The sequence below is a fragment of the Streptomyces sp. CB00316 genome (assembly GCF_001905595.1).
Classification (GTDB): domain Bacteria; phylum Actinomycetota; class Actinomycetes; order Streptomycetales; family Streptomycetaceae; genus Streptomyces.
This window is the reverse complement of the sequence record NZ_LIXI01000004.1, coordinates 242,813-268,862: the sequence shown is the minus strand read 5'-3', so window position 1 is coordinate 268,862 and position 26,050 is coordinate 242,813. Positions and strand designations below refer to the sequence as shown.

Genomic DNA, 26,050 nt, shown 5'->3' with positions numbered 1-26,050 from the left:
GAGTCAGAATCGCCCCTGGGGGTGGGGAAGGGGGAGAGGTAGGACGGGCGAAATCGCTCTGAGGGCCTCTAGTACGATTTCGGCAGGCCCAGCGACTGGTGCGAGACGTAGTTCAGGATCATCTCGCGGCTGACCGGCGCGATCCGGGCCACCCGGGACGCGGTGATCAGGGAGGCGAGCCCGTACTCGCGGGTCAGGCCGTTGCCGCCCAGGGTGTGGACCGCCTGGTCGACCGCCTTCACGCAGGCCTCGCCGGCCGCGTACTTCGCCATGTTCGCCGCCTCGCCGGCGCCGATGTCGTCCCCGTCGTCGTAGAGCCGGGCGGCCTTCTGCATCATCAGCCGCGACAGCTCCAGGTCGATGTGCGCGGTGGCGAGCGGGTGCGCGATGGCCTGGTGGGCGCCGATCGGGGCCTTCCAGACCTGGCGCGTACGGGCGTACTCGACGGCCCTGCCGAGCGCGAACCGGCCCATCCCGATCCCGAACGCGGCCGTCATGATCCGCTCGGGGTTCAGCCCCGCGAAGAGCTGGAGCAGCCCCGCGTCCTCGTCTCCGACCAGGGCGTCGGCGGGCAGCCGTACGTCGTCCAGGACCAGTTCGAACTGCTTCTCAGGGGCGTGGAGTTCCATGTCGATCCGGTTCCGCCCGAAGCCCTCCGCATCGCGCGGGACGATGAACAGGCAGGGCTTCAGCTTCCCCGACCGGGCGTCCTCCGTGCGGCCCACGATCAGGGTCGCGTCGGCTATGTCGACGCCGGAGACGAAGACCTTTCGGCCGGTGAGCACCCAGCCGGCGTCCGGTCCCGTCCCGTCGCGGCGGGCGGTGGTGGTGATCCGGTGGGAGTTGGACCCGGCGTCCGGTTCGGTGATCCCGAAGGCCATGGTGAGCGTGCCGTCGGCGAGGCCCGGCAGCCACCGCTGCTTCTGTTCGTCCGTACCGAAGCGGGCGATGACCGTGCCGCAGATCGCGGGCGACACGATCATCATGAGGAGGGGAGAGCCCGCCGCACCCAACTCCTCCAGCACGATCGAGAGTTCCGCCATGCCGCCGCCCCCGCCGCCGTACTCCTCGGGAAGGTTCACCCCGAGGTAGCCGAGCTTCGCCGCCTCCGCCCACAGCTCGTGGGTGTGGGAGCCGTCGCGGATGACGGTGGTCATGTAGTCGCGCCCGTATCGCTTTCCGAGGGCGGCGACGGCGGCGCGCAGCGCCTGGTGCTCTTCGGTTTCGAGGACGGTGCTCATGCATTCTCCTCCGGTGCGGATACGGTTACGGGTGCGGTTACGGGTGCGGGGTCGTGGCCCAGGTCCTCCTGGACCACGGCGAGCAGGGCGCCCACCTCGACCTGGTGGCCGGGGGCGGCGTGCAGGGCGGTGAGGGTGCCGGCGGCCGGGGCGAGGATGCGGTGCTCCATCTTCATCGCCTCCAGCCAGATCAGCGGCTGCCCGGCCTCGACCGCGACCCCGGGCGCCAGGCCCTCCGCGAGGCGGACGACGGTGCCGGGCATGGGGGCGAGGAGGGAGCCGGGGTCGGTCTGCGTGGCGGGGTCGGTGAAGCGGGGCAGGGCGGTGAAGGTGTACGAGGCTCCGGCGGTGTCCACATAGAGGCGGTCGCGGTCGGTGGTGATCGTGAAGTGCCGCGTGAGGCCTTTGAGTTCGAGGGCGACGCGGTCCGGGGTGGCGGCGAGGACCCGGACGCCGGGGGCGTCGTGCGGTTCCGGGGTGCCGGTGCGCGGGGTGCGGTAGGCGATCTCGTGCTCGGTGCCGTCGGGTTCGCTGCGGTAGCGCTTGACCTGGGGCTGCGAGGGGACGTTGCGCCAGGCGCCGAAGCGGGTGGGGGCGGGGCCTGGGGCGTTCGTGGCGCGTACGGCCTCCGCGAGGGCGGCGGCGAGGGCGGCGGTGGCGGGGTCGCCGGGTCCCGGGGCGGTGAGGTCGGCCAGGTGCCGGTCGTAGAAGCCGGTGTCGAGACGGGCCGCCACGAAGTCCGGGTGACGCAACGACCGTACGAGCAGGGCCCGATTGGTGACCGGTCCGTGGATGCGGGCGCGCTCCAGGGCTCCGGCCAGCAGCCGTACCGCCTCGCTCCGCGTCGGGGCGTGGGCGATGACCTTGGCGAGCATCGGGTCGTAGTGGACGCCGATGGTGTCGCCGCCGGTGTATCCGGTGTCCAGGCGCAGGCCGGGCGCGTCCGGCACCTCCAGCGTGAGCAGTGCTCCGGTCTGCGGCTGCCAGTCGTGCGCGGGGTCCTCGGCGTAGAGCCGGGCCTCCACCGCGTGGCCCGACGGAGACGGGAGCGCCGGGTCCAGCGGCTCCCCCTCCGCCACCCGCAGTTGCAGCGCGACCAGGTCCACCCCGAACACGGCCTCCGTCACCGGGTGCTCGACCTGGAGGCGGGTGTTCATCTCCAGGAAGTACGGCCGCCCCTCCGCCGAGACCAGGAACTCCACGGTCCCCGCCCCCCGGTAGCCGACCGCCCGCGCCGCAGCCACCGCCGCGTCGTGCAGCCGCGCCCGCAGCGCCTCGTCCAGACCGGGCGCCGGGGCCTCCTCGATGACCTTCTGGTGGCGGCGCTGGAGCGAGCAGTCCCGGGTCCCGAGCGCCCACACGGTGTCGTACGCGTCCGCCATGATTTGGACCTCGACGTGCCGGCCCCGCTCCACGTACGGCTCCGCGAACACCTCGCCGTCCCCGAAGGCGGACGCGGCCTCGGCAGCCGCTGCCAGCAACTCCCCTGGCAGGGATTCGAGTTCGCGGACGATCCGCATGCCGCGACCACCCCCGCCCGACGCGGCCTTCAGCAGCAGCGGCAGATCGTCGGCGCTCGCCGTCGCCGGGTCCACGGGGGCCAGCAGCGGCACCCCCGCCCCGCCCATCAGCTCCTTGGCCCGGGTCTTGGACGCCATCAGCTCGATGGCCTTCACCGGCGGGCCCACCCACACAAGACCCGCGTCCTGCACGGCGGCGGCAAAGGCGGCGTTCTCGGAGAGGAAGCCGTAGCCGGGGTGCACGGCATCCGCACCGGCGGCCAGCGCTGCGGCCACGACGAGGTCGCCGCGCAGGTAGGTGTCGGCGGGGGCGGAGCCCGGCAGGCGTACGGCGAGGTCCGCCTCGCGTACGTGCAGGGCGTCGGCGTCCGCGTCGGAGTACACGGCGACGGTGGTGATGCCCAGGGCACGGCAGGTGCGGAAGATCCGGCAGGCGATCTCGCCCCGGTTGGCGACAAGGAGAGTGGTGATGGTCATCTGGCCCTCACATCCGGAAGATTCGTCATGCGCGGGTCACATCCGGAAGACGCCGAAGCCGCCACGGGCGCCCTCGACCGGTGCGGTGTGGATCGCGGACAGGCACATCCCGAGGACGGTCCGGGTGTCGCGCGGGTCGATCACCCCGTCGTCGTACAGCCGCCCGGACAGGAACATCGGCAGCGACTCCGCCTCGATCTGCTGCTCCACCATCGCGCGCAGCCCGGCGTCCGCCTCGTCGTCGTACGGCAGCCCCTTCGCGGCGGAGGAAGCACGGGCGACGATGGAGAGGACGCCCGCGAGCTGCTGCGGCCCCATGACGGCGGACTTGCTGCTCGGCCAGGCGAAGAGGAAGCGCGGTTCGTAGGCGCGGCCGCACATGCCGTAGTGCCCGGCCCCGTACGAGGCGCCGATCAGGACCGACAGGTGCGGGACCTTCGAGTTGGCGACCGCGTTGATCATCATCGCGCCGTGCTTGATGATGCCGCCCTGCTCGTACTCCTTGCCGACCATGTAGCCGGTGGTGTTGTGGAGGAAGAGGAGCGGAATGTCGCGCTGATTCGCGAGCTGGATGAACTGGGCGGCCTTCTGCGACTCCTCGCTGAACAGCACCCCCTGCGCGTTGGCGAGGATCCCGACCGGATACCCGTGCAGCCGCGCCCACCCCGTGACCAGGCTCGCCCCGTACAGCGGTTTGAACGCGTCGAAGTCCGAGCCGTCGACCAGCCGGGCGATCACCTCGCGCGGGTCGAAGGGCACCTTCAGGTCGCCCGGCACGATCCCGAGGAGCTCTTCCTCGTCGTACTTCGGCGGCTCGGCGGGCCCCGGGTCGGGTGACGTCTTGCGCCAGTTGAAGCGGGCGACGATACGCCGGGCCTGCCGGATCGCGTCCTGTTCGTCCACGGCGAAGTGATCGGCGAGCCCCGACGTACGGGCGTGCATCTCGGCCCCGCCGAGGGACTCGTCGTCGCTCTCCTCGCCGGTCGCCATCTTCACCAGCGGCGGTCCGCCGAGGAAGACCTTGGACCGCTCCCGGATCATCACGGCGTGGTCGGACATGCCGGGGACGTACGCGCCTCCGGCGGTCGAGTTGCCGAACACGACGGCCACGGTCGGGATTCCGGCCGCCGACAGCCGCGTGATGTCCCGGAAGAGCGCCCCGCCCGGAATGAAGATCTCCTTCTGCGACGGAAGGTCGGCGCCCCCCGACTCCACCAGGCTGATGCAGGGGAGCCGGTTGGCGAAGGCGATCTCGTTGGCGCGCAGGGCCTTCTTCAGCGTCCACGGGTTCGAGGCCCCGCCGCGTACGGTCGGGTCGTTGGCGGTGATCAGGCACTCGACGCCCTCCACCACCCCGATCCCCGTGATGAGCGAGGCGCCGACCGCGTAGTCACTGCCCCAGGCGGCCAGCGGCGACAGCTCCAGGAACGGGGTGTCGGGGTCCACCAGCAGCTCGATCCGCTCCCGCGCGGGGAGCTTGCCGCGCTTGCGGTGCCGGGTCACGTACTTCTCGCCGCCGCCCGCGAGCGCCTTGGCGTGCTCGGCCTCCAGCTCGGTGAGCTTGGCCAGCATGGTGGCCCGATGGGCGGTGTATTCGGGGCTGCCGGTGTCGAGCCCGGTGAGCAGGACGGTCATGCGGACACCTCCGGGTCATCGATGCCTTCGAGCAGTCCGACGGGGACGGGCAGCCACCGCGACCGCAGCCACTCCCCCACCGCCTTGGCCTGCGGGTCGAACCGGGCCTGCGCGGCGACGCCCTCCCCCAGGAGGCCGTGCACGGTGAAGTTCAGGGCGCGCAGGTTGGGCAGGACATGGCGTTTGACGGTCAAGTCGGCCGCCTCCGGGAGGAGTTCCTGGAACCGCTCGACGGTCAGCTCATGGGCCAGCCACCGCCAGGCGTCGTCGTCGCGCACCCAGACGCCCACGTTGGCGTCGCCGCCCTTGTCGCCGCTGCGGGCGCCCGCGATGAGCCCGAGGGGGGCACGGCGGGTGAGCCCGGAGGGGTACGGGGCGGGGAGCGGCGGTTCGCCCACCTCGACCAACTCCTTTGTGCACGTGGGCGGTTCTACGATCTCCCGGCGCCCGTCCGGCAGCACGGCGGTGTGCGCGACCTCCCCCGCCGGTACGTGGGCCGCCTCGAACACCCCGTAGGGCGCGCCCTTTCCGGGCGGGGCGGTGACGTGGAATCCCGGGTAGCTGCCGAGGGCCAGTTCGACGGCGGCCCCCGAGACGGCCCGGCCCACCGCGTCGGCGTCCCGGTCGCGGACGACGAGCCGGAGCAGGGCGCTGGCCCGCTCCTCGGTGTCGGCGTCGGGGCGGTCGGTCCGGGCCAGCTCCCAGCGGACCCCGGCCGGCGCGCGCCCGGCGCCGCGCTCCAGGGCATCGGCGAACTGCTGCTTCACCAGGCGGGCCTTGGCCTCGATGTCCAGGCCCGTGAGGACGAACACGACCTCGTTGCGCCAGCCGCCGAGCCGGGTGAGCCCGGCCTTGAGCGTGGGCGGCGGGGCCTCGCCGCGTACCCCGTCGATGCGGACCCGGTCCGGGCCGTCGGGGGTGAGCCGTACGGTGTCGAGGCGGGCAGTGACATCGGGGCCGGCGTACCGGGCTCCCCCGGTCTCGTACAGGAGTTGGGCGGTGACCGTGCCGAGGTCGACGACGCCCCCCGAACCGTCGTGCTTGGTGATCACGGACGACCCGTCGGCGTGGATCTCGGCGAGGGGGAAGCCGGGGCGGCGCACGTCGTGCTCCCCGAAGAGGGCGTAGTTCCCGCCCGTCGCCTGCGTACCGCACTCCAGCACGTGCCCGGCGACCACCGCCCCCGCGAGCGCGTCCAGGTCGTCCGGGCGCCAGCCGAAGTGGGCGGCGGCCGGGCCGGTGACGAGGGCCGCGTCGGTGACCCGGCCGGTGACGACGATGTCGGCCCCGGCCCGCAGGCAGGCGGCGATCCCGGCGCCGCCGAGGTAGGCGTTGGCGGTGAGGAACCCGTCGGGCACGGGGAGGCTGTCGCCCTCGACGTGGGCGACGGTGATCGGGACCCCGACCTTGGCCGCCAACTTACGTACGGCGTCGGCCAGTCCGGCGGGGTTGAGGCCGCCCGCGTTGGTGACGATCTTCACCCCGCGTTCGTGGGCGAGGGCGAGGCCTTCTTCGAGCTGGCGCAGGAAGGTGGTGGCGTACCCCTTCGCCGGGTCCTTGAGGCGGCTGCGGCCGAGGATGAGCATGGTCAGCTCGGCGAGGTAGTCGCCGGTGAGGACGTCGAGGGGGCCGCCGGTGAGCATCTCGCGGACGGCGTCGAAGCGGTCGCCGTAGAAGCCGGAGGCGTTGCCGATACGGAGGGGCGCGGGGGCGGGGGCGGCGCTCACCGGTGACCGTCCCGCTCCGCACGTGGCAGCCGGCCCGGCCCGGGAGGTCCGGCGAAGGCCTGGGCGATGGAGAGCCACTGGTCGGCGTCGCGCCCCTCGGCGGTGACGGCGAGGTCGGCGCGGTGGGCGCGCTGGGTGACCAGGAGGCAGAAGTCGAGCAGCGGGCCGGTGACGCGCTGGGCGGCGCCCTCGGGCCCGTACGCGATCAACTCTCCTTTTGGCGCTACCAGTTCGACGCGGAACTCATCCGCAGGTGCCGTGATGCCGCGTACCGCGTAGGCGTAGTTCCGGGTCCGTACGCCGATCCGGGCGACATGGCGCAGCCGGGCGGTGGTGGCGCGGGAGACCCCCAGGGCGTCGGCGATGTCCTGGCCGTGGGCCCAGGTCTCCATGAGCCGGGCGGTCGCCATGGACGCGACGCTCATCGGCGGCCCGTACCAGGGGATCCGGGTCCCCGCCGGGGCGTCCCGCAGCACCTTGTCGAGCCGCTGCCGCCCGCCCCGCCACCGGGCGAGGAGGGCGTCCGGGGCGTGGGCGGCGACCAGGGCCTCGGCGGCCTCGTCGACGAAGGCCTCGGGGGCGGCGAGCGCCTTGGCCACCTCGTCGCCGAACCGGTCCGGCTCGGTGGCCGCCAGCAGGGCGACCTCGTCGGTCCAGGCGAGGTGGGCGATCTGGTGGGCGACGGTCCAGCCCTCGGCGGGGGTCGGGCCACGCCATCGGTCCGGCTCCAACGCGCCCACCAGTGCGTCGAGTTCGTCGCTCTCCTCGCGTAGATCGTCGACCACCGCTGCGACAACGGACACGTGCGCTCCCCTCGGGACCGGGTGTGGTGCCCAGGAGCATGGCAGCGGACCAGGAAACATTCAAGCACGCTTGCATGGTTTTCTGCCCGGCCTCGGCCCGGGGCCGGCCACCGGTCGCCTACGACCCGCGCGCCTCGACCGTGTCCAGCGCCGGGGCGAGGACCGCGAAGGCCCGGTCCGTCAGCACAGCGGGATCCTCGGCGCCCCCGCTGTCGCTCCAGCGCCGCAGCACCGTGTCGAAGGCGGTGAGGGCGGCACCGGCGGCGAGGCGGGGATAGAGGTCCCCCTCCGGGGCGCGCCCCTGCCGCCCCGGGGGCCACCGACGCGGAGACCGGGCGGCGGCTGTGGGAGGTGTCGGAGGCGATGACCGATGTCCGGTTCCCGTTCCCCGCACCCGCCTGAGGCCCGGGGCCGTGTCGGGTTGCCGTGCCGGGGCCCGCCCGAGGCAGGCCGCCGCTGCCCATCTCCGCCGATGACTGCCGAACCGTGCCTGGTGATCCCACGCTCGAATCTCCCACCCTGCCCTACGTAGGGCAGGGTGGTAATCTGGCCTCATGATAAAGACGACCGTGTACCTTCCGGAAGAACTGGAAGTGCGACTCGACGCCGAATCGGCCGCGACCGGAATCAGCAAGGCGGAGCTCATCCGGCGCAGCATCGCCCTGCTGCTGGACCATGCGGAGCGGCCGAAGCGCAGCCGGGAGCTGCCGGTCTTCGACAGCGGACGTTCCCTCACACCCGACGAGATGAACGAGTCGGTGTACGAACACATCAAGGAACGGGCCGCACGCCGTTGATCATCGTCGCCGACACCTCCGCCCTCTACGCCGCCTTCGACGCCGCACAGGCGGAGCATTCCGACGCGGCCCGGATCCTGGAGAACGAGAGGCTGGCCATCTCGCCCCTGGTCGTCACCGAGCTGGATCACCTGGTCCATCGCGGCCTGGGGTTCCCGGCGGCAATGCAGGTGATGGAGGCACTGAACTCCCGCATGGACGACGGCCAGTACCGCCTCGCCGAACTCAAGCTCGCCGACCTGCGTACCGCCCAGGAAGTCAGGCGGAAGTACGAAGGCCTGCAGCTCGACCTGGCCGACGCAGTCGGAGTGGTTCTCGCCGACCGCTATCGGACCGACCGCATCTTCACCCTGGACCAGCGCGACTTCCGGGCGATGGCCCCCCTGACACCGGGGCTGGACGCCTTCCGGATCCTGCCCGCCGACAGCTGAGGCCTCCGCCCCCTCACCCCTGCTTCCGCGCCCCCGTCTGACTGCGTACCGCGCCCATGCTCGCCCCGATGACCAGCGCGATGGCCAGGGCGTCCGCCGTGGAGAGGGCCTGATTCAGGATGAGGAAGCCCGCCGTGGCCGCGATCGCCGGTTCCAGGCTCATCATCACCGCGAAGGTGGAGGCGGGCAGTCGGCGCAGGGCCATGAGTTCCAGGGTGTACGGGAGGACCGAGCTGAGGACCGCCACCGCCGCGCCGAGCGCCAGCGTGGACGGGACCGTGAGCTTCTCGCCGGACTCCCAGATGCCGAGCGGCAGTGAGAGGACCGCCGCCACCACCATCGCCAGGGCCAGCCCGTCCGCCTGCGGGAAGCGGCGGCCGGTGCGGGCGCTGAACACGATGTACGCCGCCCACATCGCCCCGGCCCCCAGCGCGTACGCCGCACCGACCGGGTCCAGGCGGTCGAAGCCCCCTCCGCCGAGCAGGACCACGCCGACCAGGGCGAGCCCGGCCCACACCACGTTGATCAGGCGGCGCGAGGCGAAGACGGAGAGCGCGAGCGGGCCGAGCACCTCCAGGGTGACGGCGATACCGAGCGGGATACGGTCCAGCGCCTGGTAGAACAGCGTGTTCATGCCGCCCATCGCGACGCCGAAGGCGACCACCGTGCCCCAGTCCGCGCGCGAGTGTCCGCGCAGCTTCGGCCGGCACACCACCAGCAGGATCAGCGCTGCCGCCGCCAGCCGGAGCGTGACGACGCCCAGCGCCCCCGCCTTCGGCATCAGCAGCGCCGCGACGGCCGAGCCGAACTGGACGGACAGGCCACCCGCGACCACCAGCACGATCGGCACCAGCGCCGTCCCACGCCCGGGGCCGGGCCCCGACCCGTGGTCGGCGGCATCCAGAGCGGGCACCGCCTCGGGTACGGCGACGGCTGCGGCGGCCGGCTCTGCGGCACTGCGCTGGACGTTCACGGGCGGCCTTCCCAGGGTACGGAGCAACGCGCCGCGCACGCGGCGGCCAGGCTCCACGTTAAGGACCCGCACGCGTCCCGTGAAATGAGTTCTGGGCTCCCGTTATGCTCCGGACGCATGAGCAACCCGGAAGGCGCGGAAACCGCAGGCGAACCAAGGTCCCTCACACACCCAGGCCGCCCCGCCCCCACTCGCGCCGTCGAGCTCCGCCACCTCCGGGCCTTCCTCGCCGTCGCGGAGGAGGGCAACGTCACCCGGGCCGCCGCGCACCTCGGCCTCACCCAGCCCGCCGTCTCCCGCACCCTCGCCGCCCTGGAGCGCCACCTGGGCATCCGGCTCGTCGACCGCTCCACCCACCACCTCGCCCTCACCCCCGAGGGCGTCGCCTTCCACGATAAGGCCGCCGCCGCGGTCGCCGCCTTCGACGAGGCGCTCGACACCGGGCGGCTGCGCCACTGGCCCCTGCGGCTCGGGCACGCCTGGTCGGCCTTCGGCCCGTACACCACACCGCTGCTGCGGAGCTGGCAGGAGCGGTATCCGGCCACCCCGCTGGAGCTGCTCCGGATCGACGACCGCACCGCCGGGCTCACCCGGGGCGAGGTCGACGCGGCGCTGCTGCGCGGGCCGGTGGAGGCGCCGGGGCTCGTCACCGAGGTGCTGTTCACCGAGGCCCGGGTGGCGGCGGTGACCGCGGACGGCCCGCTCGCCTCGCGTACGTCGCTGCGCCTCGCCGACCTCGCGGACGGCCCCGTCGTCCTGAACACCGTCTCCGGCACCACGACCCCCGGGCTGTGGCCACCGGAGGCCCGGCCCGCCGCCACCCTCACCGTCGCCAACACCGACGACTGGCTGACCGCCATCGCCGCCGGGCGCGGCAACGGCGTCTCGGCCGCCTCCACGGCCGCCATGCACCCGCACCCGGGCGTCGCCTACGTTCCGCTGGAGGACGCCCCGGGCGTCCCGGTCCTCCTCGCCCGCCGGGACGGCCCAGGCCACCCCGCCCTGCCGAAGCTGGCCGCGCTGGCCCGGGAGATGGTCGCACGCGGGTGAGCCCGGGCCCGGCCCGCTGGCCCGCCGCGCCGCTGAGGAACACCTCGTCGACGATGATCCGGGCGCCCGCGCGGGCCATCGCGGCGATCCCCTCGGTCCAGGCGTCCTCCAGCTCCCGGAACTCCGGGCCGATGCTCACCCCGCCGTCCGGGCCGAGCGCGATCCCGGCGTCCGAGGCCTGGAGGGATGCGGGCATCGCGTCGACCATCGTGTCGGTCCCCAGCGCGAGCCAGTGGTCCGGCAGTACGGCCTGCAGACACCGGACGATCCCCGACTTGCCGGAGCTGGAACCGCCGTTGAGAACGATCACTCGAGTCTTCACGCGCGTCACCGTACAAGCGCCCGCAGGCGCGGGAAACGCATTTCAGCGGCCGCCCTCCCTCCCGGCCCCCAGCCCCTCCGCGATCACCTCCGCCAGATGCCGCGCACGCCGCCCGGCCAGCTGGTCCAGCTGCGTACGACAGGAGAACCCGTCCGCCAGCAGTTCCGTACCCGGCTCCGATCCCCTCACCGCCGGCAGCAGTTGCTCCTCCGCACACGCAACGGACACCTCCCAGTGGCCCTTCTCGAAGCCGAAGTTCCCGGCCAGGCCGCAGCACCCCCCGCTCAGCTCACCGGTCAGCCCCATCCGCTCCCGCAGCCGCCGCTCCGCCGCGTCCCCCAGGACCGCGTGCTGGTGGCAGTGGGTCTGGCCGACGGCCGGACGGTCCAGGCGGGGCGGGGTCCAGTCGGGGGCGTACTCCTCCAGGTACTGGGCCAAGGTGCGTACCGAGGAGGCCAGTTCGGCGGCGCGCGGGTCGTCGGGGAGGAGTTCGGGCAGGTCGGTACGGAGGGTGGCGGCGCAGCTCGGTTCGAGGACGACGAGCGGGTGGCCGGCGAACAGGCCGATCCGGTCCAGGGTCCGGCGCATCACCGCACGGGCCCGGTCCAACTGCCCGGTCGACACGTACGTGAGCCCGCAGCACACCCCGCGCGGCGGCGGCAGCACCGTACGCCCCGTCGCCTCCTCCAGCACCCGGACCGCCGCCCGGCCCACCTGCGGCGACAGGTACTCGGTGAAGGTGTCCGCCAAGACGTGCACCACCCGGCGGGACGAGCGGATGCGCGTTCCCTTGCCCTGCCGTCCGCGCAGCCACCGGCTGTACGTCTCTGTCGCCAGCTCCGGGATCGTCCGTTCGGGCGTGATCCCCGCCAGCCGCTTCGCGAGGGCCGCCAGCGGGCGCATCCGCGCCAAGGCGTTGAGCGGGCGGGCGAAGGGCGCCGCCAGGCGCAGCCACCGCGGGAGGCGGCCCAGCGCGTAGTGGGCGGCGGGCCGGAGCCGGCCCCGGTAGTGGTGGTGCAGGAACTCCGCCTTGTACGTGGCCATGTCGACGCCCACCGGGCAGTCGCTACGGCACCCCTTGCAGGAGAGGCAGAGGTCGAGCGCGTCCCGTACCTCCGTGCTCCGCCAGCCGTCCGTGATCACCTCGCCCGCGAGCATCTCGTGCAGCAGCCGGGCCCTCCCCCGCGTCGAGTGCGCCTCCTCGCCGGTCACCCGGAAGGACGGGCACATCACGTCGGCGCCGGGAGCCGTCTCCGTACGGCACTTGGCGACGCCGACGCAGCGCCGTACCGCGCCCGCGAAGTCGCCGCCGTCCTGGGGGTAGCCGAACTCCACGTCCACCGGGCGCTTCGGCAGGACGGCGAAGCGGAGGTTCTCGTCGAGGCGGGCCGGGCGGGCGAGCACGCCGGGGTTCAGGCCGCCGTCCGGGTCCCACAGGTCCTTGAACCGGCCGAAGAGGCCCACGAGTTCGTCCCCGTACATCCGGGGCAGCAGCTCCGCGCGCGCCTGCCCGTCGCCGTGCTCGCCGCTGAGGGAGCCGCCGTGCGCGACGACGAGGTCCGCCAACTCCTCCGAGAAGGCGCGGAATCGGGCGATCCCGGGCGAGGCGAGGAGGTCGAAGTCGATGCGGACGTGGATGCAGCCGTCGCCGAAGTGGCCGTACGGCGTTCCGCGCAGGCCGTGCTGGGCGAGCAGGGCCCGGAAGTCGCGTAGGTAGGGGCCGAGCCGGGCGGGCGGCACCGCGCAGTCCTCCCAGCCGGGCCAGGCCTCGGTGCCGTCGGGCATCCGGGTCGCGGTGCCGGAGGCGTCCTCGCGGATGCGCCACAGGGCCCGCTGGCCGGCCGGGTCGGTGACGACGGTCCCGTCCACCGCGTCGGCCGCCCGCAGGATTCGCTCGGCGTGCGCCTTCGCCTCGGCCGGGGTGGCGCCGCCCGTCTCCACGAAGAGCCAGGCGGCCCCGCGCGGCAGCAGCCCGGCCGGTTCGCGTACGAGGTCGGCGGCCATGCCCTCGACGGTGAGCGGGCGGTAGGGGAGGAGCCCCGGGGCCGCCTCGGCCGCCGCCGACTCGTCGGCGTACCCGAGGACGGCCAGGGCGCGGGCGCGCGGATCCTCGACCAGGCGGACGGTCGCCTCGGTGACCACGGCGAGGGTGCCTTCGCTGCCGCAGAACGCCCGTACGGGGTCGGGGCCGGAGGGATGTTCGGGGAGCAGGGCGTCGAGCGCGTAGCCGGAGATGCGGCGCGGGAGGTCGGGATAGCCGGTGCGGAGGAGGGCGAGGTGGGCGTCGATCAGTTCGCGTACGCCGTGGGGGCCAACGGCCCATCCCTGCTCCAGGCGCAGCGCCTCGCCCCCGTACCGGACCACCGACAGCCCGCGCACGTTGTCCGCCGTGGTGCCCCAGGCCACCGAGTGCGAGCCGCAGGAGTTGTTGCCGATCATGCCGCCGATGGTGCAGCGGCTGTGCGTGGAGGGGTCCGGGCCGAAGGTCAGGCCGTGCGGCGCGGCGGCGGCCCTCAGGTCGTCCAGGACGACGCCGGGCTGGACGGTGGCGGTGCGGGCGGCCGGGTCCAGGTCGAGGATCGCGCGCAGGTGGCGGGTGAGGTCCAGGACGAGGCCGGTGCCGGTGGCCTGGCCCGCGATGGATGTGCCACCGCCGCGCGGAACGACGGGGACCCCGTACTCCTGGCAGAGCGTCAGCGCGGCCGCGATGTCGTCGGCGTCGCGCGGGGCGAGGACCGCGAGGGGGACGCGGCGGTAGTTGGAGGCGTCCATCGTCGTCAGGGCCCGGGCCGAGCGCCCGAAGTCGCTCTCGCCGCGCACGGCGGAGCGGAGCGCGGCGGCGAACCCGTCAGGAGCCTCGGCGGTCGGGCGATGCTGTTCGGCCATGGCTTCAGCATGCCGTCGGTACCGATGAACTCTTGGGATGCGGACGGATAAAAACCCTCAAGCCGCACAAAAAAGCCCACAGGATCTTCCCAAACAGACCGTCAAGTCTCCTATAGTGACCAGGACTTGAGCAGGAACTATCAGCTCCAGTTGTGCATGATCGCCCGCTCCCGTGGTGAACTGTCCGGATTTAGCCGGTCCAGTTTCGCCCGTTCCGCACCGTCCGCCACCGAGGACTCCGATTGCGCCCCTCATTCAGGCCCACCGCACTCGCCCTGCTGATCTCGGCAGCCGCCACCGGCACGCTGACTCTGTGGGCCGTGGCCGCGGCCCCCGATTCGGTACGGACCCCGCTGGCCTGGGGCGCGGGCGCGGCCGCCGTGCTGCTGAGCGTCAGCGTGGCCGTCACCGTCCACACCCTGGGAGCCGCGCGCACGCTGCGCTCCCTGCGGGCCGCCGACTCCCAGCGGTTCACCTCCGAGACCTCGCGCCTGGTCTCCGCCTCCGCGGCCGAGGCCCAGCGCTTCACCGCGGAGACCGCCCGGATCAAGGCCGCCGCCTCCGCCGAGACCGCCCGGATCACCGCCGAGGCCCGCGCCGAGAACGAGCGGATCGCCGCGGAGGCCGCCGCCGAGCGGTCCCGGCTGTCCGTGACCGTCGACCGGCTCACCGCCCGCGCCACCCGCGCCGAGACCGAGCGGTCCGCCGCCGTCGCGGCCTGCGCCAACGCGGCCGGGCGGATGCAGGCCCTGGCCACCAGCATGCTGGCCGACCTGCGGGAGATGGAGCACCGGCACACGGACGAATCCGTGCTCGGGGACCTGCTGTACCTGGACCACCGCACCGCCCAGGCGGGCCGGCTCGCGGACTCCATCGCCGTACTGACCGGCGCGCGTTCCGGGCGGCGCTGGGCCAAGCCGATCGTCATGGAGTCGATCCTGCGCGGCGCGATGGGCCGCATCGGCAGCTACCAGCGCGTCCGCCTCCACTCCACCAGCGATGTCGCGATCGCCGGGCACGCGGCCGAGGGCGTCATGCACGCGCTCGCCGAACTCCTGGACAACGCTGCCAACTTCTCGCCGCCCACCGCCGAGGTCCACGTCTACGTGGAGGAGGTCCCGGCGGGCATCGTCATCACCGTCGAGGACAGCGGCCTGGTCATGAGCGAGGTGCAGCTGCGCCGCGCGGAGCGGGCCGTCTCCGCGGAGAACCAGGACCTCACCAACCTCTCCGGCACCCGGCTCGGCCTCGCCGTCGTCGGCCGGCTGGCCCGTAAGCACGGCCTGACCGTCTCCTTCCGGCCCTCGGCCCGGGGCGGCACCGGCGCGCTGATGATGCTGCCGCAGGACCTCATCTCCCGCGCCACCGCACCGGCCCCGGGCCCGGCGGCCGCGCTCCCGACCGCGCCCCCTGCTCCCGCCCCCGTCGAGCCGGAGCCGTCGCACGCCTCGGCCGCCGGCGCGGACACCGCCCGGACCGCGCCCACGGCCCGGTCCGTGACCGCTGACGACTCCGCCACGCCCTCGGCGCCGGCAGCGGAGCCACAGAGCACGGAGTCGGAGTCCGAGTCCGAGTCCACCGGCACCGTCCCCGCGTTCGGCGAGAGCGGCCTACCCAAGCGCCGCCGCGGCCGCACGCTGGCCGCCGCCGAGTCCCGAACCGGTAACGCCACCTCCGGCGGAGCCGACAACCCCCGGGCCCGTACCACCGACCCGAAGGTCCAGGCAGCGCGCTTCAGCACCTTCAGCCGGGCGGTACGTGCCAACTCCCCGCACCCGGAAGGCAACACCCGATGACCGCGACCACCGACGAGAAGCTCAACTGGCTGCTGGAGGGGCTGCTCGACCGCACCCCCGGCACCCGCCACGCTCTCGTCCTGTCCCGCGACGGCCTCAAGCTGTGCCGCACCCCCGAGCTCTCGGTCGACCAGGCCGACCAGCTGGCCGCGATCTCCGCCGGGATCCAGAGCCTGTCGCACGGCGCGTCCATCGAGTTCGGTGACGGCACCGGCGGCGTACGCTCCGCGATGGCCGAGTTCTACGGCGGTGTGCTGTTCATCGTCGAGGCGGGCGCGGGCGCCCACCTGGCCGTCGTCGCCGACGAGGAATCCGACGTGGGCCTGGTGGGGCACAACATGAGCGAGCTCGTCGAGCAGCTCGGCGAACACCTCGTCGCCCCGCCGCGCTCCCCCGCCGCCGACCTTCCGGCGGCCGAGAGCTCGGCCGTATGACGACGGCGCCCCGCCCCCGCCCGGGCCGCGACGACGATCCGGACCGGCTGTACACCCTCACCGGGGGACGCAGCCGTTCCGACTCGGCCGCCTTCGACCTGGTGACCCTCGTCGTCGCCGAGTGCGACCCGGCCCCCGGCATGCAGTCGGAGCACGTCGCGATCCTGCGGATGTGCCAGGGCCCCACCGCCGTCGTCGAGATCGCCGCGAGCCTGAACCTGCCGGTCAGCATCGTCCGCATCATGCTGTGCGACCTGCTGGACACCGGCCGGATCAGCGCCCGCCACCCCCGTACCGCCCGTGTCGCGGACCGGCTCCCCGACCCCGACATCCTGGAACAGGTGCTCGTTGGACTCCGCAACCTCTGACCGCGCCGCCCTGAGCGACACCGCCGACAACGGACTCAAGATCGTTGTCGTGGGCGGCTTCGGCGTCGGCAAGACCACCATGGTCCGTTCCGTGAGCGAGATCCGTCCGCTCAACACGGAGGAGACGATGACCCGCGCGGGCGAGGCCGTCGACCACCTCGACGGCGTACAGGCCAAGACGTCCACCACCGTGGCGTTCGACTTCGGCCGCATCACGCTCGACGAACGCTCGGTGCTGTACCTCTTCGGCGCTCCCGGACAGGAGCGGTTCTGGTTCCTGTGGGACCGGCTGTTCTCCGGCACGCTGGGCGCGGTCGTCCTGGTGGACACCCGCCGGCTCGCCGACTCCTGGTACGCCATCGACCGCCTGGAGCACCACGGCACGCCGTTCATCGTGGCGTGCAACGACTTCGGCGGCCCGCTCCACAGCGAGCAGCAGATCCGCGAGGCCCTGGACCTCGCGGACGACGTGCCGCTGGTGGAGTGCGACGCCCGGGACCGGTCCTCCAGCAAGTACGTGCTCATCACGCTCGTCGAACACCTCGCCGCGCTCTCCGCCGCCCGCCTGCTCGCCCCTGAGGCGGCCGCCCCCGAGGCGGCGCTGGCGGCGGCCGCCCCGACCCCGGAGCCCGCCCCGTGACCACCACCTCCGGCTGCCCCGTCACCCACGGGTCCGTACCCCTGTCCGGGCCCCGCTTCCAGAGCGACCCCGTCCAGCTCTACCGCGACATGCGGCGCGACCACGGCGCCGTCGCCCCGGTCGTGCTGGACGGCGACGTGCCCGCCTGGCTCGTCCTCGGCTACCGCGAGCTGCACCAGGTCACCGGCGACCCGGCCCTCTTCAGCCGGGACTCCGACCTGTGGAACCAGTGGGACCGCATCCCCGACGACTGGCCGCTGCTGCCGATGATCGGGCGCAAGCAGCCCTCGATCCTCTACACGGTCGGCGAGCGCCACAGCGTCCGCGCGATGATGATCAGCAACGCACTGGAGGGCGTCGACCCGTTCTCCCTGAAGCGGTACGCGGAGGAGTTCGCGGACGAGCTGATCGACCGGTTCTGCACCAAGGGCTCGGTCGACATCATCGCGGAGTACGCCAAACTGCTCCCCGCTCTGGTCCTGGCCAGGATCTACGGCTTCTCCGACGAGGAGGCCTACCCCCTGGTCGGTGCGATCAACGACATGATCGACGGCCGGGAGCGGGCGCTCGCCGGACAGCAGCACCTCGGCACGTCGATGTTCCAGTTGCTGGCCGACAAGCACGCCGAGCCCGGTGACGACGTCGCCAGCCGGATGATCGCGGACGCCGGCGGGTTCACCGACGAGGAGGTCGCCCAGGACCTCATGGTGATGATGGCGGCCGGGCACCAGCCGACCGCCGACTGGATGGGCAACTCCCTGCGCCTGATGCTCACCGACGACCGGTTCGCCGCCTCGCTCTCGGGCGGGCGCCACAGTGTCGCGGAAGCGATGAACGAGGTCCTCTGGGAGGACACCCCGACGCAGAACGTGGCCGGCCGCTGGGCCGCCCGCGACACCCACCTCGGCGGCCGCCACATCCGCGCCGGTGACCTGCTGCTCCTCGGCCTCGCCGCCGCCAACGGGGACCCGCAGATACGGACCCACGGCTCGGCGCTGACCGGCGGCAACAACGCCTTCCTCTCCTTCGGCCACGGCGAGCACCGCTGCCCGTTCCCGGCCCAGGAGACCGCCGAGGTCATCGCCCGTACCGGCATCGAGGTCCTCCTCGACCGGCTGCCGGACGTGGACCTCGCCGTCCCCGCCGAGCAGCTCACCCGCCGCCCGTCGCCGTGGCTGCGCGGACTGACGGACCTGCCGGTGCTCTTCACGCCCACGCCCGCACTCGGCAGACCCGGAAGCCTCGGAGGCCCCGCATGACCCGCATCGCGCTGGACCCGTTCGTCACCGACCTCGACGGCGAGAGCGCCGCGCTGCGGGCGGCCGGTCCGCTGGCCGAGGTGGAGCTGCCGGGCGGGGTGCACGTCTACGCGGTGACCCGCCACGCGGAGGCCCGCGCGCTGCTCACCGACAGCCGGGTGGTCAAGGACATCAACGTGTGGGGCGCCTGGCAGCGCGGCGAGATACCGATGGACTGGCCACTGATCGGCCTGGCCAACCCGGGCCGCTCGATGCTGACGGTCGACGGGGCCGACCACCGCCGTCTCCGTGCGCTGGTGGCGCAGGCGCTCACGGTGAAGCGGGTGGAGCGGCTGCGGGCGGGCATCGAGGCGCTGACGAACGCGAGCCTGGAGAAGCTGGCGGCCCTCCCGGCCGGACAGCCGGTGGACCTGAAGGCGGAATTCGCCTACCCGCTCCCCATGAACGTGATCAGCGAGCTGATGGGGGTGGACGCGGCGGACCACCCGCGGCTGAAGGAGCTGTTCGAGAAGTTCTTCTCGACGCAGACGCCGCCGGAGGAGGTCCCGCAGATGATGGCGGATCTCGGGACCCTCTTCACGAAGATCGTCGACGACAAACGGGCGAACCCGGGCGACGACCTCACCAGCGCCCTGATCGCGGCCTCCGAGGACGGTGACCACCTCACCGACGAGGAGATCGTCAACACGCTGCAACTGATCATCGCCGCCGGACATGAGACCACGATCAGCCTGATCGTCAACGTGGTCGAGGCGCTCCAGACCCACCCGGAGCAGCGCGAGAAGGTGCTGAACGGCGAGATCCCGTGGGACGGCGTGATCGAGGAGACCCTGCGCTGGAACACCCCGACCTCACACGTCCTGATCCGCTTCGCGACGGAGGACATCGAGGTCGGCGACAAGATCCTCCCGAGGGGCGAGGGCCTGATCATCTCGTTCGGCGCCCTGGGCCGGGACGAGGAGCAGTACGGCCCGACGGCGGGCGAGTTCGACGCCACCCGCACCCCGAACCGCCACATCGCCTTCGGCCACGGCCCGCACGTCTGCCCGGGTGCGGCGCTCTCCCGCCTGGAGGCGGGCATCGCGCTCCCCGCCCTCTACGAGCGCTTCCCGGAGCTGGAGCTGGCGGTCCCGGCCTCCGAGCTGCGCAACAAGCCGATCGTGACGCAGAACGACCTGTACGAGCTGCCGGTGGAGCTGGGCTGTCCGTTCGGCCACGACGCGTAGTTCGTCACTGCACGCGGGCGCCCACGGGCCGGAGCGCGCGTCTCATCGGACGGACACGGTTGCTGAGCCGTGCCGCCGAGGGACTACGCTCCGACGCGTGGCCGACATCCAGATTCCCGCTGACATCAAGCCCGCCGACGGACGCTTCGGCGCCGGTCCTTCCAAGGTGCGGACGGAGGCGCTCGACGCGCTGGCCGCCACCGGCACCTCTCTCCTCGGTACGTCCCACCGCCAGGCCCCGGTCAAGAACCTGGTCGGCGAGGTACGCGACGGCGTGCGCGCGCTCTTCGCCCTCCCCGAGGGTTACGAGGTCATCCTCGGCAACGGCGGCTCCACCGCCTTCTGGGACATCGCGACGCACGGTCTGATCGAGGCGAAGTCCCAGCACCTGAACTTCGGTGAGTTCTCCTCCAAGTTCGCCAAGGCCGCGAAGCTCGCGCCCTGGCTGTCCGACCCCACCGTCATCGCCTCCGACCCGGGCACCCACCCGGACCCGCAGGCCGAGGCGGGCGTCGACGTCTACGCCTTCACCCACAACGAGACGTCGACGGGTGTCGCGGCACCGGTCGAGCGCGTCGCGGGCGCCGACGAGGGCGCGCTCGTCCTGGTGGACGCCACCTCCGGTGCGGGCGGCCTCCCGGTCGACGTCACCGAGTCCGACGTCTACTACTTCGCCCCGCAGAAGTCCTTCGCCTCCGACGGCGGCCTCTGGATCGGCGTGTTCTCCCCGGCCGCCCTGGAGCGCGCCGCCCGGATCCACGCCTCGGGCCGGCACATCCCGGAGTTCTTCTCGCTCCCGACGGCGATCGACAACTCCCTGAAGAACCAGACGTACAACACCCCGGCGCTGTCCACCCTGTTCCTGCTGAACGAGCAGCTGAAGTGGATGAACACCCAGGGCGGCCTGGACTTCACGACGGGCCGCACGGCCGCGTCCTCCGGCCACCTCTACGGCTGGGCCGAGGAGTCCAAGTACGCGACCCCGTTCGTCACGGACCCGGCGAAGCGCTCGCAGGTCATCGGCACGATCGACTTCTCGGACGAGATCGACGCGGCCGCCGTCGCCAAGGTGCTGCGCGCCAACGGCATCGTGGACACCGAGCCGTACCGCAAGCTGGGCCGCAACCAGCTGCGCGTGGCGATGTTCCCGGCGATCGACCCGGCGGACGTGCAGGCGCTGACGGCGTGCATCGACTACGTGATCGAGAAGCTGTAGCCCTTCGGCTCTCTGCTGTACGGAGACGGCCCGGTACCCGCGTAGGGTGCCGGGCCGTCTCTGCACTCGACCGGGTGGCATATGCCAGAAGCGAGGTTCTCGGCCGTCCCGCTCTACGATGATGCTCTCGACACCAGCCCGATTCGGGAGGCCCGCAATGCCTGCAGCAGCAGTCGAGCACCCCTGTGACGATGAGCCGGAAACGCTGCTGGAAACGGCCAACCGTCTCATGGAGCAGCTTCCGGGGCATCGCGTCGAGATCATCGGAGGCGTCATCACCGTGGCACCACCCCCGGACGGCCCGCACGTGGACGCCCTGACCACGCTCATGCTCCCCTTCCTCTCCGCCGGTCTGCACGGCGAGGCGTCGAGAGTCCTCCAAGGCATCGGCCTCTGGCTTCCCAGCGGCCCCGAGGACTACGTGATCCCGGACCTGACGATCGTCGACTCCGACTACAACGAGCGTCTGATCGCGAACAACAGCTACGACCCCGCCTGCTTCCGCCTGGTCCTGGAGGTCACCTCCGGGAACTACCAGAACGACCTCCGCAACAAGGTCATCGCCTACGCCCAGGCCAAGATTCCGGTCTACGTGATCGTCGACCGCAAGCACGGCCGGGTCCACGTCCTGACCGAGCCGCTGCCCGGCGGCTACGACCGCCACGAGGTCTACGCTCCCGGCCAGGAGGCCCCGCTGCCCGCCTCCATCGGCGCCGAGGTCACCCTCGATGTCGCCGAGCTGCTGCGAGCGGGCCGCCCGAAGCGCTGACGAGCAGCTGCGCCGTCCGATGACCCCGACCGGGACGAGTCTGCTCGGCCTGGTCAAGCATCTCGGCGCCGTCGAACACGGCTGGTTCTGCTCGCCGTTCGGCCGGGAGACCGAGCCGTTCTGGTTCGACCCGGCGACCGAGGACATGGCGGCCGGGCCCGACGAGACCACCGCCGACGTCCTCACCTTCTACGGCCGCGCCCGCGCGGCCGTAGACCTCGATCCGGGAGACGGACCTGGAGACGACGGGCACCGCGTGGGACGGGCGGGTCGTGTCGATGCGGTGGGTGCTCATCCACATGCCGGAGGACACGGTCCGGCACGCCGGCCACATGGACATCGTGCGCGAACTGGTCGACGGCGCGGTGGGCCGCTACCCGGGCACGGAGTGACCGAGCCCCGTCCTCACTCCCCCGGCCCGACCTCACTCCACCGGTGCCGCCGCCAGCACCGCGCGCAGGGCGGCTATCCCCGCCAGCCATTCCTCCTCCGCCCCGGCATCGGCCCACAGGTCCAGCGGCTCCGCGTTCGCGCCGGTGAGGCGGTCCAGGGCGCGGACCGCGAGCGGGCGCAGGTCGGCCGGGAGCGGGGGCAGGGGGTCCTTCGGGCCGTACGCGGTGGTGACGGGCTCACCGCCGGGGCACTGGGCGGCAACCAGTGCGGCTGCCGCCACCGCCTCCTCGCCGCTGTCGAGATAGTCCTGCGGCCCGGTGCCGGCGGCGGCGGCCAGGACGGCCCGGAGCACGTCCGCCTTCTTCTCCGGATCGGCGTCGTCCACGCTCCCGCCGAAGTCCGCCGCGGTGTCGTTGTCGAAGTGGCCGATGTCCCAGGCGCCCATGGGGTCCCCCTCCAGTGCTCCGCAGTGTTCTGCGTCGATGTCCCCATCCTCACAGCCACCACTGACAATCGGCCGGGCCCGGGCCCAGGGCCGGGCTCACCTCACCCGGGAGCCCCCGCCTCGGGAACCGCCGCCGTCCGCGCCGTCCTCGTCCTCATCGTCGTCGTCCGGGATGTGCACGTCGAAGACGTTGATGTTGATCTCGACGACCTCCAGTCCGGTCATCGTCTCCACGGCGTCGGTGACATGGGAGCGGATCCGGTCGGCCAGCTCATGGATCGGAACGCCGTACTCCACCTCGACGTCGACATCGATCGCCGTCTGTTTCTCGCCCACCTCGACCTTCACGGTCCGTCCGCTGCTCGACGCTCCGGAGACCCGGCCCGTCACAGCGCCCAGCGCCTTCGACGCGCCCTTGCCCACGGAATGGACGCCGTCAGTCTCACGGATCGCGATGCCCGCGATGGTGGCCACGACGCCGTCGGCGATGGTGGTCCGGCCTCGCACGCCGCCACCTTCGCTCCCGCCGCTCGTCGCCGGGTTTCCGCTCCGAGGTTCTATGTCGACCATGTCCGCCTCACAGAGAGTGGTTGCCACGGGTGCTCTCCCACCCGCACGGGCCCCCTCATCCACTCTCCGCCCGCCCGCGACCATCCGCCATTCGGGCACCCGACCTCAGTCGCGGGGCAGCAGTGTCCCGAGCGGGCCGAGGTCCAGGTTGAGGTCCTCCGGGCGCACCCCGTGCTGGTCGCAGAGCTCCTTCATCCGCTGGTCGAGCAGCATGAGCGTGGTCCCGATCTCCTCGACCTGCTCATCGCTGAGGTCACCCTGTTCGACCCGGCGGATCGCCTGGCGCTCCATCAACTGCCGCAGCAGCTCCACCACGGTCAGAACCAGGGCCACCAGGTCCCGCCCCATCTGCTCGGAGTCCAGATCGACCCGCGACCCCGAGCGCGCACCCGCACCCGCACCCGCACCCGCACCCGAGACCGTCACAGCGGCCCCCCGTCGGCCCAGGGCGCCGGAACCCGCTCGCTGACCGACGACAGCAGGGCGTGCAGCGACACCCGTACGAGAGGTACGTCGGCGATGGCGATCACCAGGTCCCCGCTGACGACGACCCCGGTCGCCAGAACACGGTCCAGCAGGTCCACCAGCGGCACCCCGATGGGCCCGCTCAGGGGCTCCGGGCTGTCCCAGGGCACCACCGCGTGCTCCGCGTCCGCGTCCACCGGCTACACCTCTCCGACGAAGGAGTAGGGCACCCAGGGCCCGGTCAGCTCGATCCGCGTTCCGGTCCGCTCGCCCAGAGCCCGTACCAGTGAAGCCAGTTCGTCCGCGCGCTGTTCGGCAACGAGGTACGTCGCGTTGAGCACGTGCACCCGGCCGTCGCCCCCCGGTACGGCTCCGTGCGTACGGAGACGGCGCGACGCGGCCGCCAGCTCACGGAGTTCGGCGTCCACCGATTCCGCGACGGACAGGGCCCGTTCCCGGCGCCGCTCCCGGCGCTCCTGGGCCCCGCGTCTGCGGTTCAGGTAGGCGAGCCCCGCACCGGGGGCGTGGGCCTCGCGCCTGCCGCTTCCCACGGGGGCGGGCTCCCTCTCCTCCTGGGCGGCCGGGTGCTCGGGCTCGTACACCTTCACGCCCCACTCGGCGTGGTGCGCGATGCGCTTCAGCACGCCGTGAAAGCGGTGCGCCTCGTCGTCGAGGGCCCGGCGGGCCCGGTCGTCGTCGTGGTAGAGCGTGGCAAGGGGCAGAGGTACGGCGGGCCCGTGGACGGCCGCGGCGGACACGACCTCGTGGTGGGCCCGCGCGTACCGCTCGATCTCCTGCCGGTCCGAGAGCCGCGACTGCCAGACCTCGTCCGTGAAGTCGGCAGCCGGGACGGTCTGGACCACGGCGGTCAGCGGCCCGGAGGGCAGCAGCCGGACCGCCGCGCCGCCGGGCATACCGGCCAGGCCGGTGACGTCCGCCGAGTTCACGGCACGGGTGCCCCGGCAGACGGCGAACACGTAGGTGACACCGGTGTCCGGAGCCTGGTCCCGGGGTGCGGGGTGCGTCATCTCTGCCCGGTCTCCTTGCTGTCGTCCCTGTCGCCCCTGTCATCCCTGCCGGTGTTCCGGTACGGGGCGTCGGTCTCGTCCGTGACCGGTTCGAGGGCCTGGAGGCGCTCCCGCAGTTGGCGGTTCTCGTCCTCCAGGGCACTACGCGACGCCTTGGAACTGAGGGCCGGATCGGTCTCCCACCAGTCGATGCCCGCCTTCTTCGCGGTGTCGACGGATGCCACGAAGAGGCGGAGCCGGATGGTGAGGAGCTCGATGTCGAGGAGGTCGATCTTGATGTCCCCGGCGATGACGATGCCCTTGTCCAGGACGCGTTCGAGGATGTCGGCGAGGTTGGTGGTGCTCTGGGGGCCGTTGTCCGGCTGTACGCCCTGGCGGAAGTCGAGGTCGGTCACCGCGCGGCCTCCGACCGGCGCCTGCGGCTCGCGCGCTTCGGAGCGGGCGGCTCCTCCGGCTCTTCTTCTTCGGCCTCTTCGTCCTCTTCCTCTTCGGCCTCAGGCTCCTCTTCCTCTTCGGCCTCTTCCTCTTCTTCGTCGTCCTCTTCGTCTACGGCCTCCGGTTCCTCGTCCTCGTCCTCGTCCTCGCCGTCCTCCTCGTCCTCGCCGTCCTCGTCCTCCTCGTAGTCCTCTTCCTCTTCCTCTTCTCCCTCTTCGGGCTCCTCGTCTTCGGCCTCTTCGCCGTACTCCTCGTCCCCGCCTTCTTCGTCCTCGGCCTCCTCCGCCTCCTCGCGCTCGACGGCCTCCTCGTGGGTGACCACGACCTCGCCGTCGCGGATCTCGCCGCGCCACCCCTCGGGCTCCTCCTCGGTGAGGGTGACGTACCGGTTGAAGTGCTTGAAGTCCAGCCGTACGCGGCGGCCCTGGGCGCGCCAGAGGTTGCCCGTCTTCTCGAAGAACCCGGACGGGTAGTACTCCACGACCAGCACGATCCGCGTCAGGTTCGGGGCCAGCTCGTGGAAGCTGATGGCGCCCCGCGTGCTGCCCTTGGCGCCCTCGGACGTCCAGACGATCCGGTCGTCCGGGACCTGTTCCTGCACCGTGGCCTTGAAGCTGCGGGAGGAGGGGCCGACCTTTACCTTCCAGTCGCTCTCCTCGTCCTCGCCCTTGGAGACGCTCTGGACGCCCTTCATGAAGCCGCTGAACTCGTCGTACTGCGTCCACGCGTCGTACGCGGTGCGCAGCGGTACGCCGACGTCCATCACTTCGATGATGTTCATGAACTTTCCGCCGCCGGACTTGCGGTTGCCCTTCCCACCGCCGCCGCCTCCGTCGCCATCACCACCACCGCCGAAGAGGCCTTTCGCCTTGTCCATCACCGCGTCCTTGGCACCCTTGGCCTTCTCCGACATGAAGGCCTTGGCCGGGGATTCGCCCTGGAGCACGCGCGAGGCGATGGCGGGGAGCGAGCCGCCGTTCTCGGCACTGTCGCTCAACTGGCCGGTCAGGTCCTTGAGTTTGTCGCCCGCCTTCTCGGCGAGCTGCTGGACCTGGGCACTGGCGAACTTCGACAGTTCCTCTTTGATGCGGCCGACGCCTGACTCCGCCGGAGCCTCGGATTCGTCCTTGTCCGTCGTTGCCAT

25 protein-coding genes and 3 pseudogenes are annotated in these 26,050 nt (G+C 72.4%); 12 read left to right on the top strand and 16 right to left on the bottom strand.

What is annotated here, in order from left to right; genetic code table 11:
- Positions 1–68: 68 nt before the first annotated feature.
- The 6 genes and pseudogenes from AMK21_RS12660 to AMK21_RS12635 all read right to left on the bottom strand — a co-directional run.
- Complete coding sequence (locus AMK21_RS12660) at positions 69–1,241, bottom strand: acyl-CoA dehydrogenase family protein (RefSeq protein WP_073877242.1); 1,173 nt, start codon at positions 1,239–1,241, stop codon at positions 69–71.
- Positions 1,238–3,238 (bottom strand): acetyl/propionyl/methylcrotonyl-CoA carboxylase subunit alpha, encoded by a 2,001-nt coding sequence (locus AMK21_RS12655; RefSeq protein WP_073877240.1) that lies wholly within the window; start codon positions 3,236–3,238, stop codon positions 1,238–1,240. Before AMK21_RS12655 ends, AMK21_RS12660 begins: the two co-directional genes overlap by 4 nt.
- A 36-nt stretch (positions 3,239–3,274) precedes the next feature.
- Positions 3,275–4,873 (bottom strand): acyl-CoA carboxylase subunit beta, encoded by a 1,599-nt coding sequence (locus AMK21_RS12650; protein WP_073877238.1) that lies wholly within the window; start codon positions 4,871–4,873, stop codon positions 3,275–3,277.
- Positions 4,870–6,600 carry an acyclic terpene utilization AtuA family protein gene (locus AMK21_RS12645; RefSeq protein ID WP_073877236.1) on the bottom strand — a complete coding sequence of 577 codons (1,731 nt, stop codon included), beginning with the start codon at positions 6,598–6,600 and terminating at the stop codon, positions 4,870–4,872. Before AMK21_RS12645 ends, AMK21_RS12650 begins: the two co-directional genes overlap by 4 nt.
- Complete coding sequence (locus AMK21_RS12640; protein WP_073877234.1) at positions 6,597–7,403, bottom strand: TIGR03084 family metal-binding protein; 807 nt, start codon at positions 7,401–7,403, stop codon at positions 6,597–6,599. The genes AMK21_RS12645 and AMK21_RS12640 overlap by 4 nt, the downstream gene beginning before the upstream one ends.
- Before the next feature lie 118 nt (positions 7,404–7,521).
- Positions 7,522–7,710, bottom strand: a pseudogene (locus AMK21_RS12635) (TetR family transcriptional regulator); the annotation flags it as partial.
- Between the two features lie 247 nt (positions 7,711–7,957).
- Between AMK21_RS12635 and AMK21_RS12630 the strand changes: the two are divergent.
- Together AMK21_RS12630 and AMK21_RS12625 are read left to right on the top strand one after the other, a co-directional pair.
- Positions 7,958–8,200, top strand: a complete 243-nt coding sequence (locus tag AMK21_RS12630; RefSeq protein ID WP_073877232.1) for a CopG family transcriptional regulator — start codon at positions 7,958–7,960, stop codon at positions 8,198–8,200.
- On the top strand, positions 8,197–8,631 hold the full coding sequence (locus tag AMK21_RS12625; protein ID WP_073877230.1) for a type II toxin-antitoxin system VapC family toxin: 435 nt from the start codon (positions 8,197–8,199) through the stop codon (positions 8,629–8,631). Before AMK21_RS12630 ends, AMK21_RS12625 begins: the two co-directional genes overlap by 4 nt.
- Positions 8,632–8,644: 13 nt before the next feature.
- Here AMK21_RS12625 and AMK21_RS12620 read toward each other — a convergent pair whose 3' ends face one another.
- The gene (locus AMK21_RS12620; RefSeq protein WP_073877228.1) at positions 8,645–9,604 is read right to left on the bottom strand and encodes an EamA family transporter; all 960 of its coding nucleotides are present in this window, start codon (positions 9,602–9,604) and stop codon (positions 8,645–8,647) included.
- Positions 9,605–9,721: 117 nt separating this feature from the next.
- Between AMK21_RS12620 and AMK21_RS12615 the strand changes: the two genes are divergently transcribed.
- Positions 9,722–10,654 carry a LysR family transcriptional regulator gene (locus AMK21_RS12615; protein ID WP_073877226.1) on the top strand — a complete coding sequence of 311 codons (933 nt, stop codon included), beginning with the start codon at positions 9,722–9,724 and terminating at the stop codon, positions 10,652–10,654.
- 13 nt (positions 10,655–10,667) lie between these two features.
- Here AMK21_RS12615 and AMK21_RS12610 read toward each other — a convergent pair.
- Positions 10,668–10,964 (bottom strand): annotated as a pseudogene (locus tag AMK21_RS12610) (phosphotransferase-like protein); the annotation flags it as partial.
- Positions 10,965–11,018: 54 nt separating this feature from the next.
- A complete protein-coding gene (locus AMK21_RS12605; protein WP_073877224.1) occupies positions 11,019–13,862 on the bottom strand; it encodes an FAD-binding and (Fe-S)-binding domain-containing protein in 2,844 nt (947 codons plus the stop codon).
- A gap of 242 nt (positions 13,863–14,104) precedes the next feature.
- On the opposite strand from AMK21_RS12605, the gene AMK21_RS12600 reads away from it, so the two are divergent.
- The 9 genes and pseudogenes from AMK21_RS12600 (at position 14,105) to AMK21_RS12560 (ending at position 21,962) form a co-directional block, all read left to right on the top strand.
- Positions 14,105–15,658: a sensor histidine kinase gene (locus AMK21_RS12600; protein WP_073877222.1), complete on the top strand. Its 1,554-nt coding sequence runs from the start codon at positions 14,105–14,107 to the stop codon at positions 15,656–15,658.
- Positions 15,655–16,092 (top strand): roadblock/LC7 domain-containing protein, encoded by a 438-nt coding sequence (locus tag AMK21_RS12595; protein WP_073877220.1) that lies wholly within the window; start codon positions 15,655–15,657, stop codon positions 16,090–16,092. The genes AMK21_RS12600 and AMK21_RS12595 overlap by 4 nt, the downstream gene beginning before the upstream one ends.
- The gene (locus tag AMK21_RS12590) at positions 16,089–16,460 is read left to right on the top strand and encodes a DUF742 domain-containing protein (RefSeq protein WP_007449967.1); all 372 of its coding nucleotides are present in this window, start codon (positions 16,089–16,091) and stop codon (positions 16,458–16,460) included. Before AMK21_RS12595 ends, AMK21_RS12590 begins: the two co-directional genes overlap by 4 nt.
- The gene (locus tag AMK21_RS12585) at positions 16,441–17,100 is read left to right on the top strand and encodes a GTP-binding protein (protein ID WP_073877219.1); all 660 of its coding nucleotides are present in this window, start codon (positions 16,441–16,443) and stop codon (positions 17,098–17,100) included. Before AMK21_RS12590 ends, AMK21_RS12585 begins: the two co-directional genes overlap by 20 nt.
- A complete protein-coding gene (locus AMK21_RS12580) occupies positions 17,097–18,359 on the top strand; it encodes a cytochrome P450 (RefSeq protein ID WP_073877218.1) in 1,263 nt (420 codons plus the stop codon). The genes AMK21_RS12585 and AMK21_RS12580 overlap by 4 nt, the downstream gene beginning before the upstream one ends.
- The gene (locus AMK21_RS12575) at positions 18,356–19,585 is read left to right on the top strand and encodes a cytochrome P450 family protein (protein ID WP_073877216.1); all 1,230 of its coding nucleotides are present in this window, start codon (positions 18,356–18,358) and stop codon (positions 19,583–19,585) included. Before AMK21_RS12580 ends, AMK21_RS12575 begins: the two co-directional genes overlap by 4 nt.
- Before the next feature lie 97 nt (positions 19,586–19,682).
- On the top strand, positions 19,683–20,801 hold the full coding sequence (gene serC, locus AMK21_RS12570) for a phosphoserine transaminase (RefSeq protein ID WP_073877214.1): 1,119 nt from the start codon (positions 19,683–19,685) through the stop codon (positions 20,799–20,801).
- A gap of 157 nt (positions 20,802–20,958) precedes the next feature.
- Complete coding sequence (locus tag AMK21_RS12565) at positions 20,959–21,570, top strand: Uma2 family endonuclease (RefSeq protein WP_073877212.1); 612 nt, start codon at positions 20,959–20,961, stop codon at positions 21,568–21,570.
- A pseudogene (locus tag AMK21_RS12560) lies at positions 21,530–21,962 on the top strand (DinB family protein). The gene AMK21_RS12565 and the pseudogene AMK21_RS12560 overlap by 41 nt, the downstream one beginning before the upstream one ends.
- A gap of 32 nt (positions 21,963–21,994) precedes the next feature.
- Here the strand turns inward: AMK21_RS12560 and AMK21_RS12555 are convergent.
- The 7 genes from AMK21_RS12555 to AMK21_RS12525 all read right to left on the bottom strand — a co-directional run bounded on the left by AMK21_RS12555 (position 21,995) and on the right by AMK21_RS12525 (position 26,050).
- On the bottom strand, positions 21,995–22,408 hold the full coding sequence (locus AMK21_RS12555) for a DUF4259 domain-containing protein (protein ID WP_073877210.1): 414 nt from the start codon (positions 22,406–22,408) through the stop codon (positions 21,995–21,997).
- Positions 22,409–22,504: 96 nt separating this feature from the next.
- Entirely contained in the window at positions 22,505–22,978 is a 474-nt protein-coding gene (locus AMK21_RS12550; protein WP_073877208.1) for an Asp23/Gls24 family envelope stress response protein, read from the bottom strand.
- A gap of 105 nt (positions 22,979–23,083) precedes the next feature.
- Positions 23,084–23,341, bottom strand: a complete 258-nt coding sequence (locus tag AMK21_RS12545; RefSeq protein WP_026241249.1) for a gas vesicle protein K — start codon at positions 23,339–23,341, stop codon at positions 23,084–23,086.
- A gap of 59 nt (positions 23,342–23,400) precedes the next feature.
- Positions 23,401–23,640, bottom strand: a complete 240-nt coding sequence (locus AMK21_RS12540) for a gas vesicle protein (RefSeq protein WP_199863184.1) — start codon at positions 23,638–23,640, stop codon at positions 23,401–23,403.
- A 3-nt stretch (positions 23,641–23,643) separates the two neighbouring features.
- Positions 23,644–24,471, bottom strand: a complete 828-nt coding sequence (locus AMK21_RS12535) for a GvpL/GvpF family gas vesicle protein (protein WP_073877205.1) — start codon at positions 24,469–24,471, stop codon at positions 23,644–23,646.
- Positions 24,468–24,866, bottom strand: coding sequence for a gas vesicle protein (locus AMK21_RS12530; protein WP_073877202.1), 399 nt, complete (start codon positions 24,864–24,866; stop codon positions 24,468–24,470). The genes AMK21_RS12535 and AMK21_RS12530 overlap by 4 nt, the downstream gene beginning before the upstream one ends.
- Positions 24,863–26,050 (bottom strand): SRPBCC family protein, encoded by a 1,188-nt coding sequence (locus AMK21_RS12525; RefSeq protein ID WP_073877200.1) that lies wholly within the window; start codon positions 26,048–26,050, stop codon positions 24,863–24,865. Before AMK21_RS12525 ends, AMK21_RS12530 begins: the two co-directional genes overlap by 4 nt.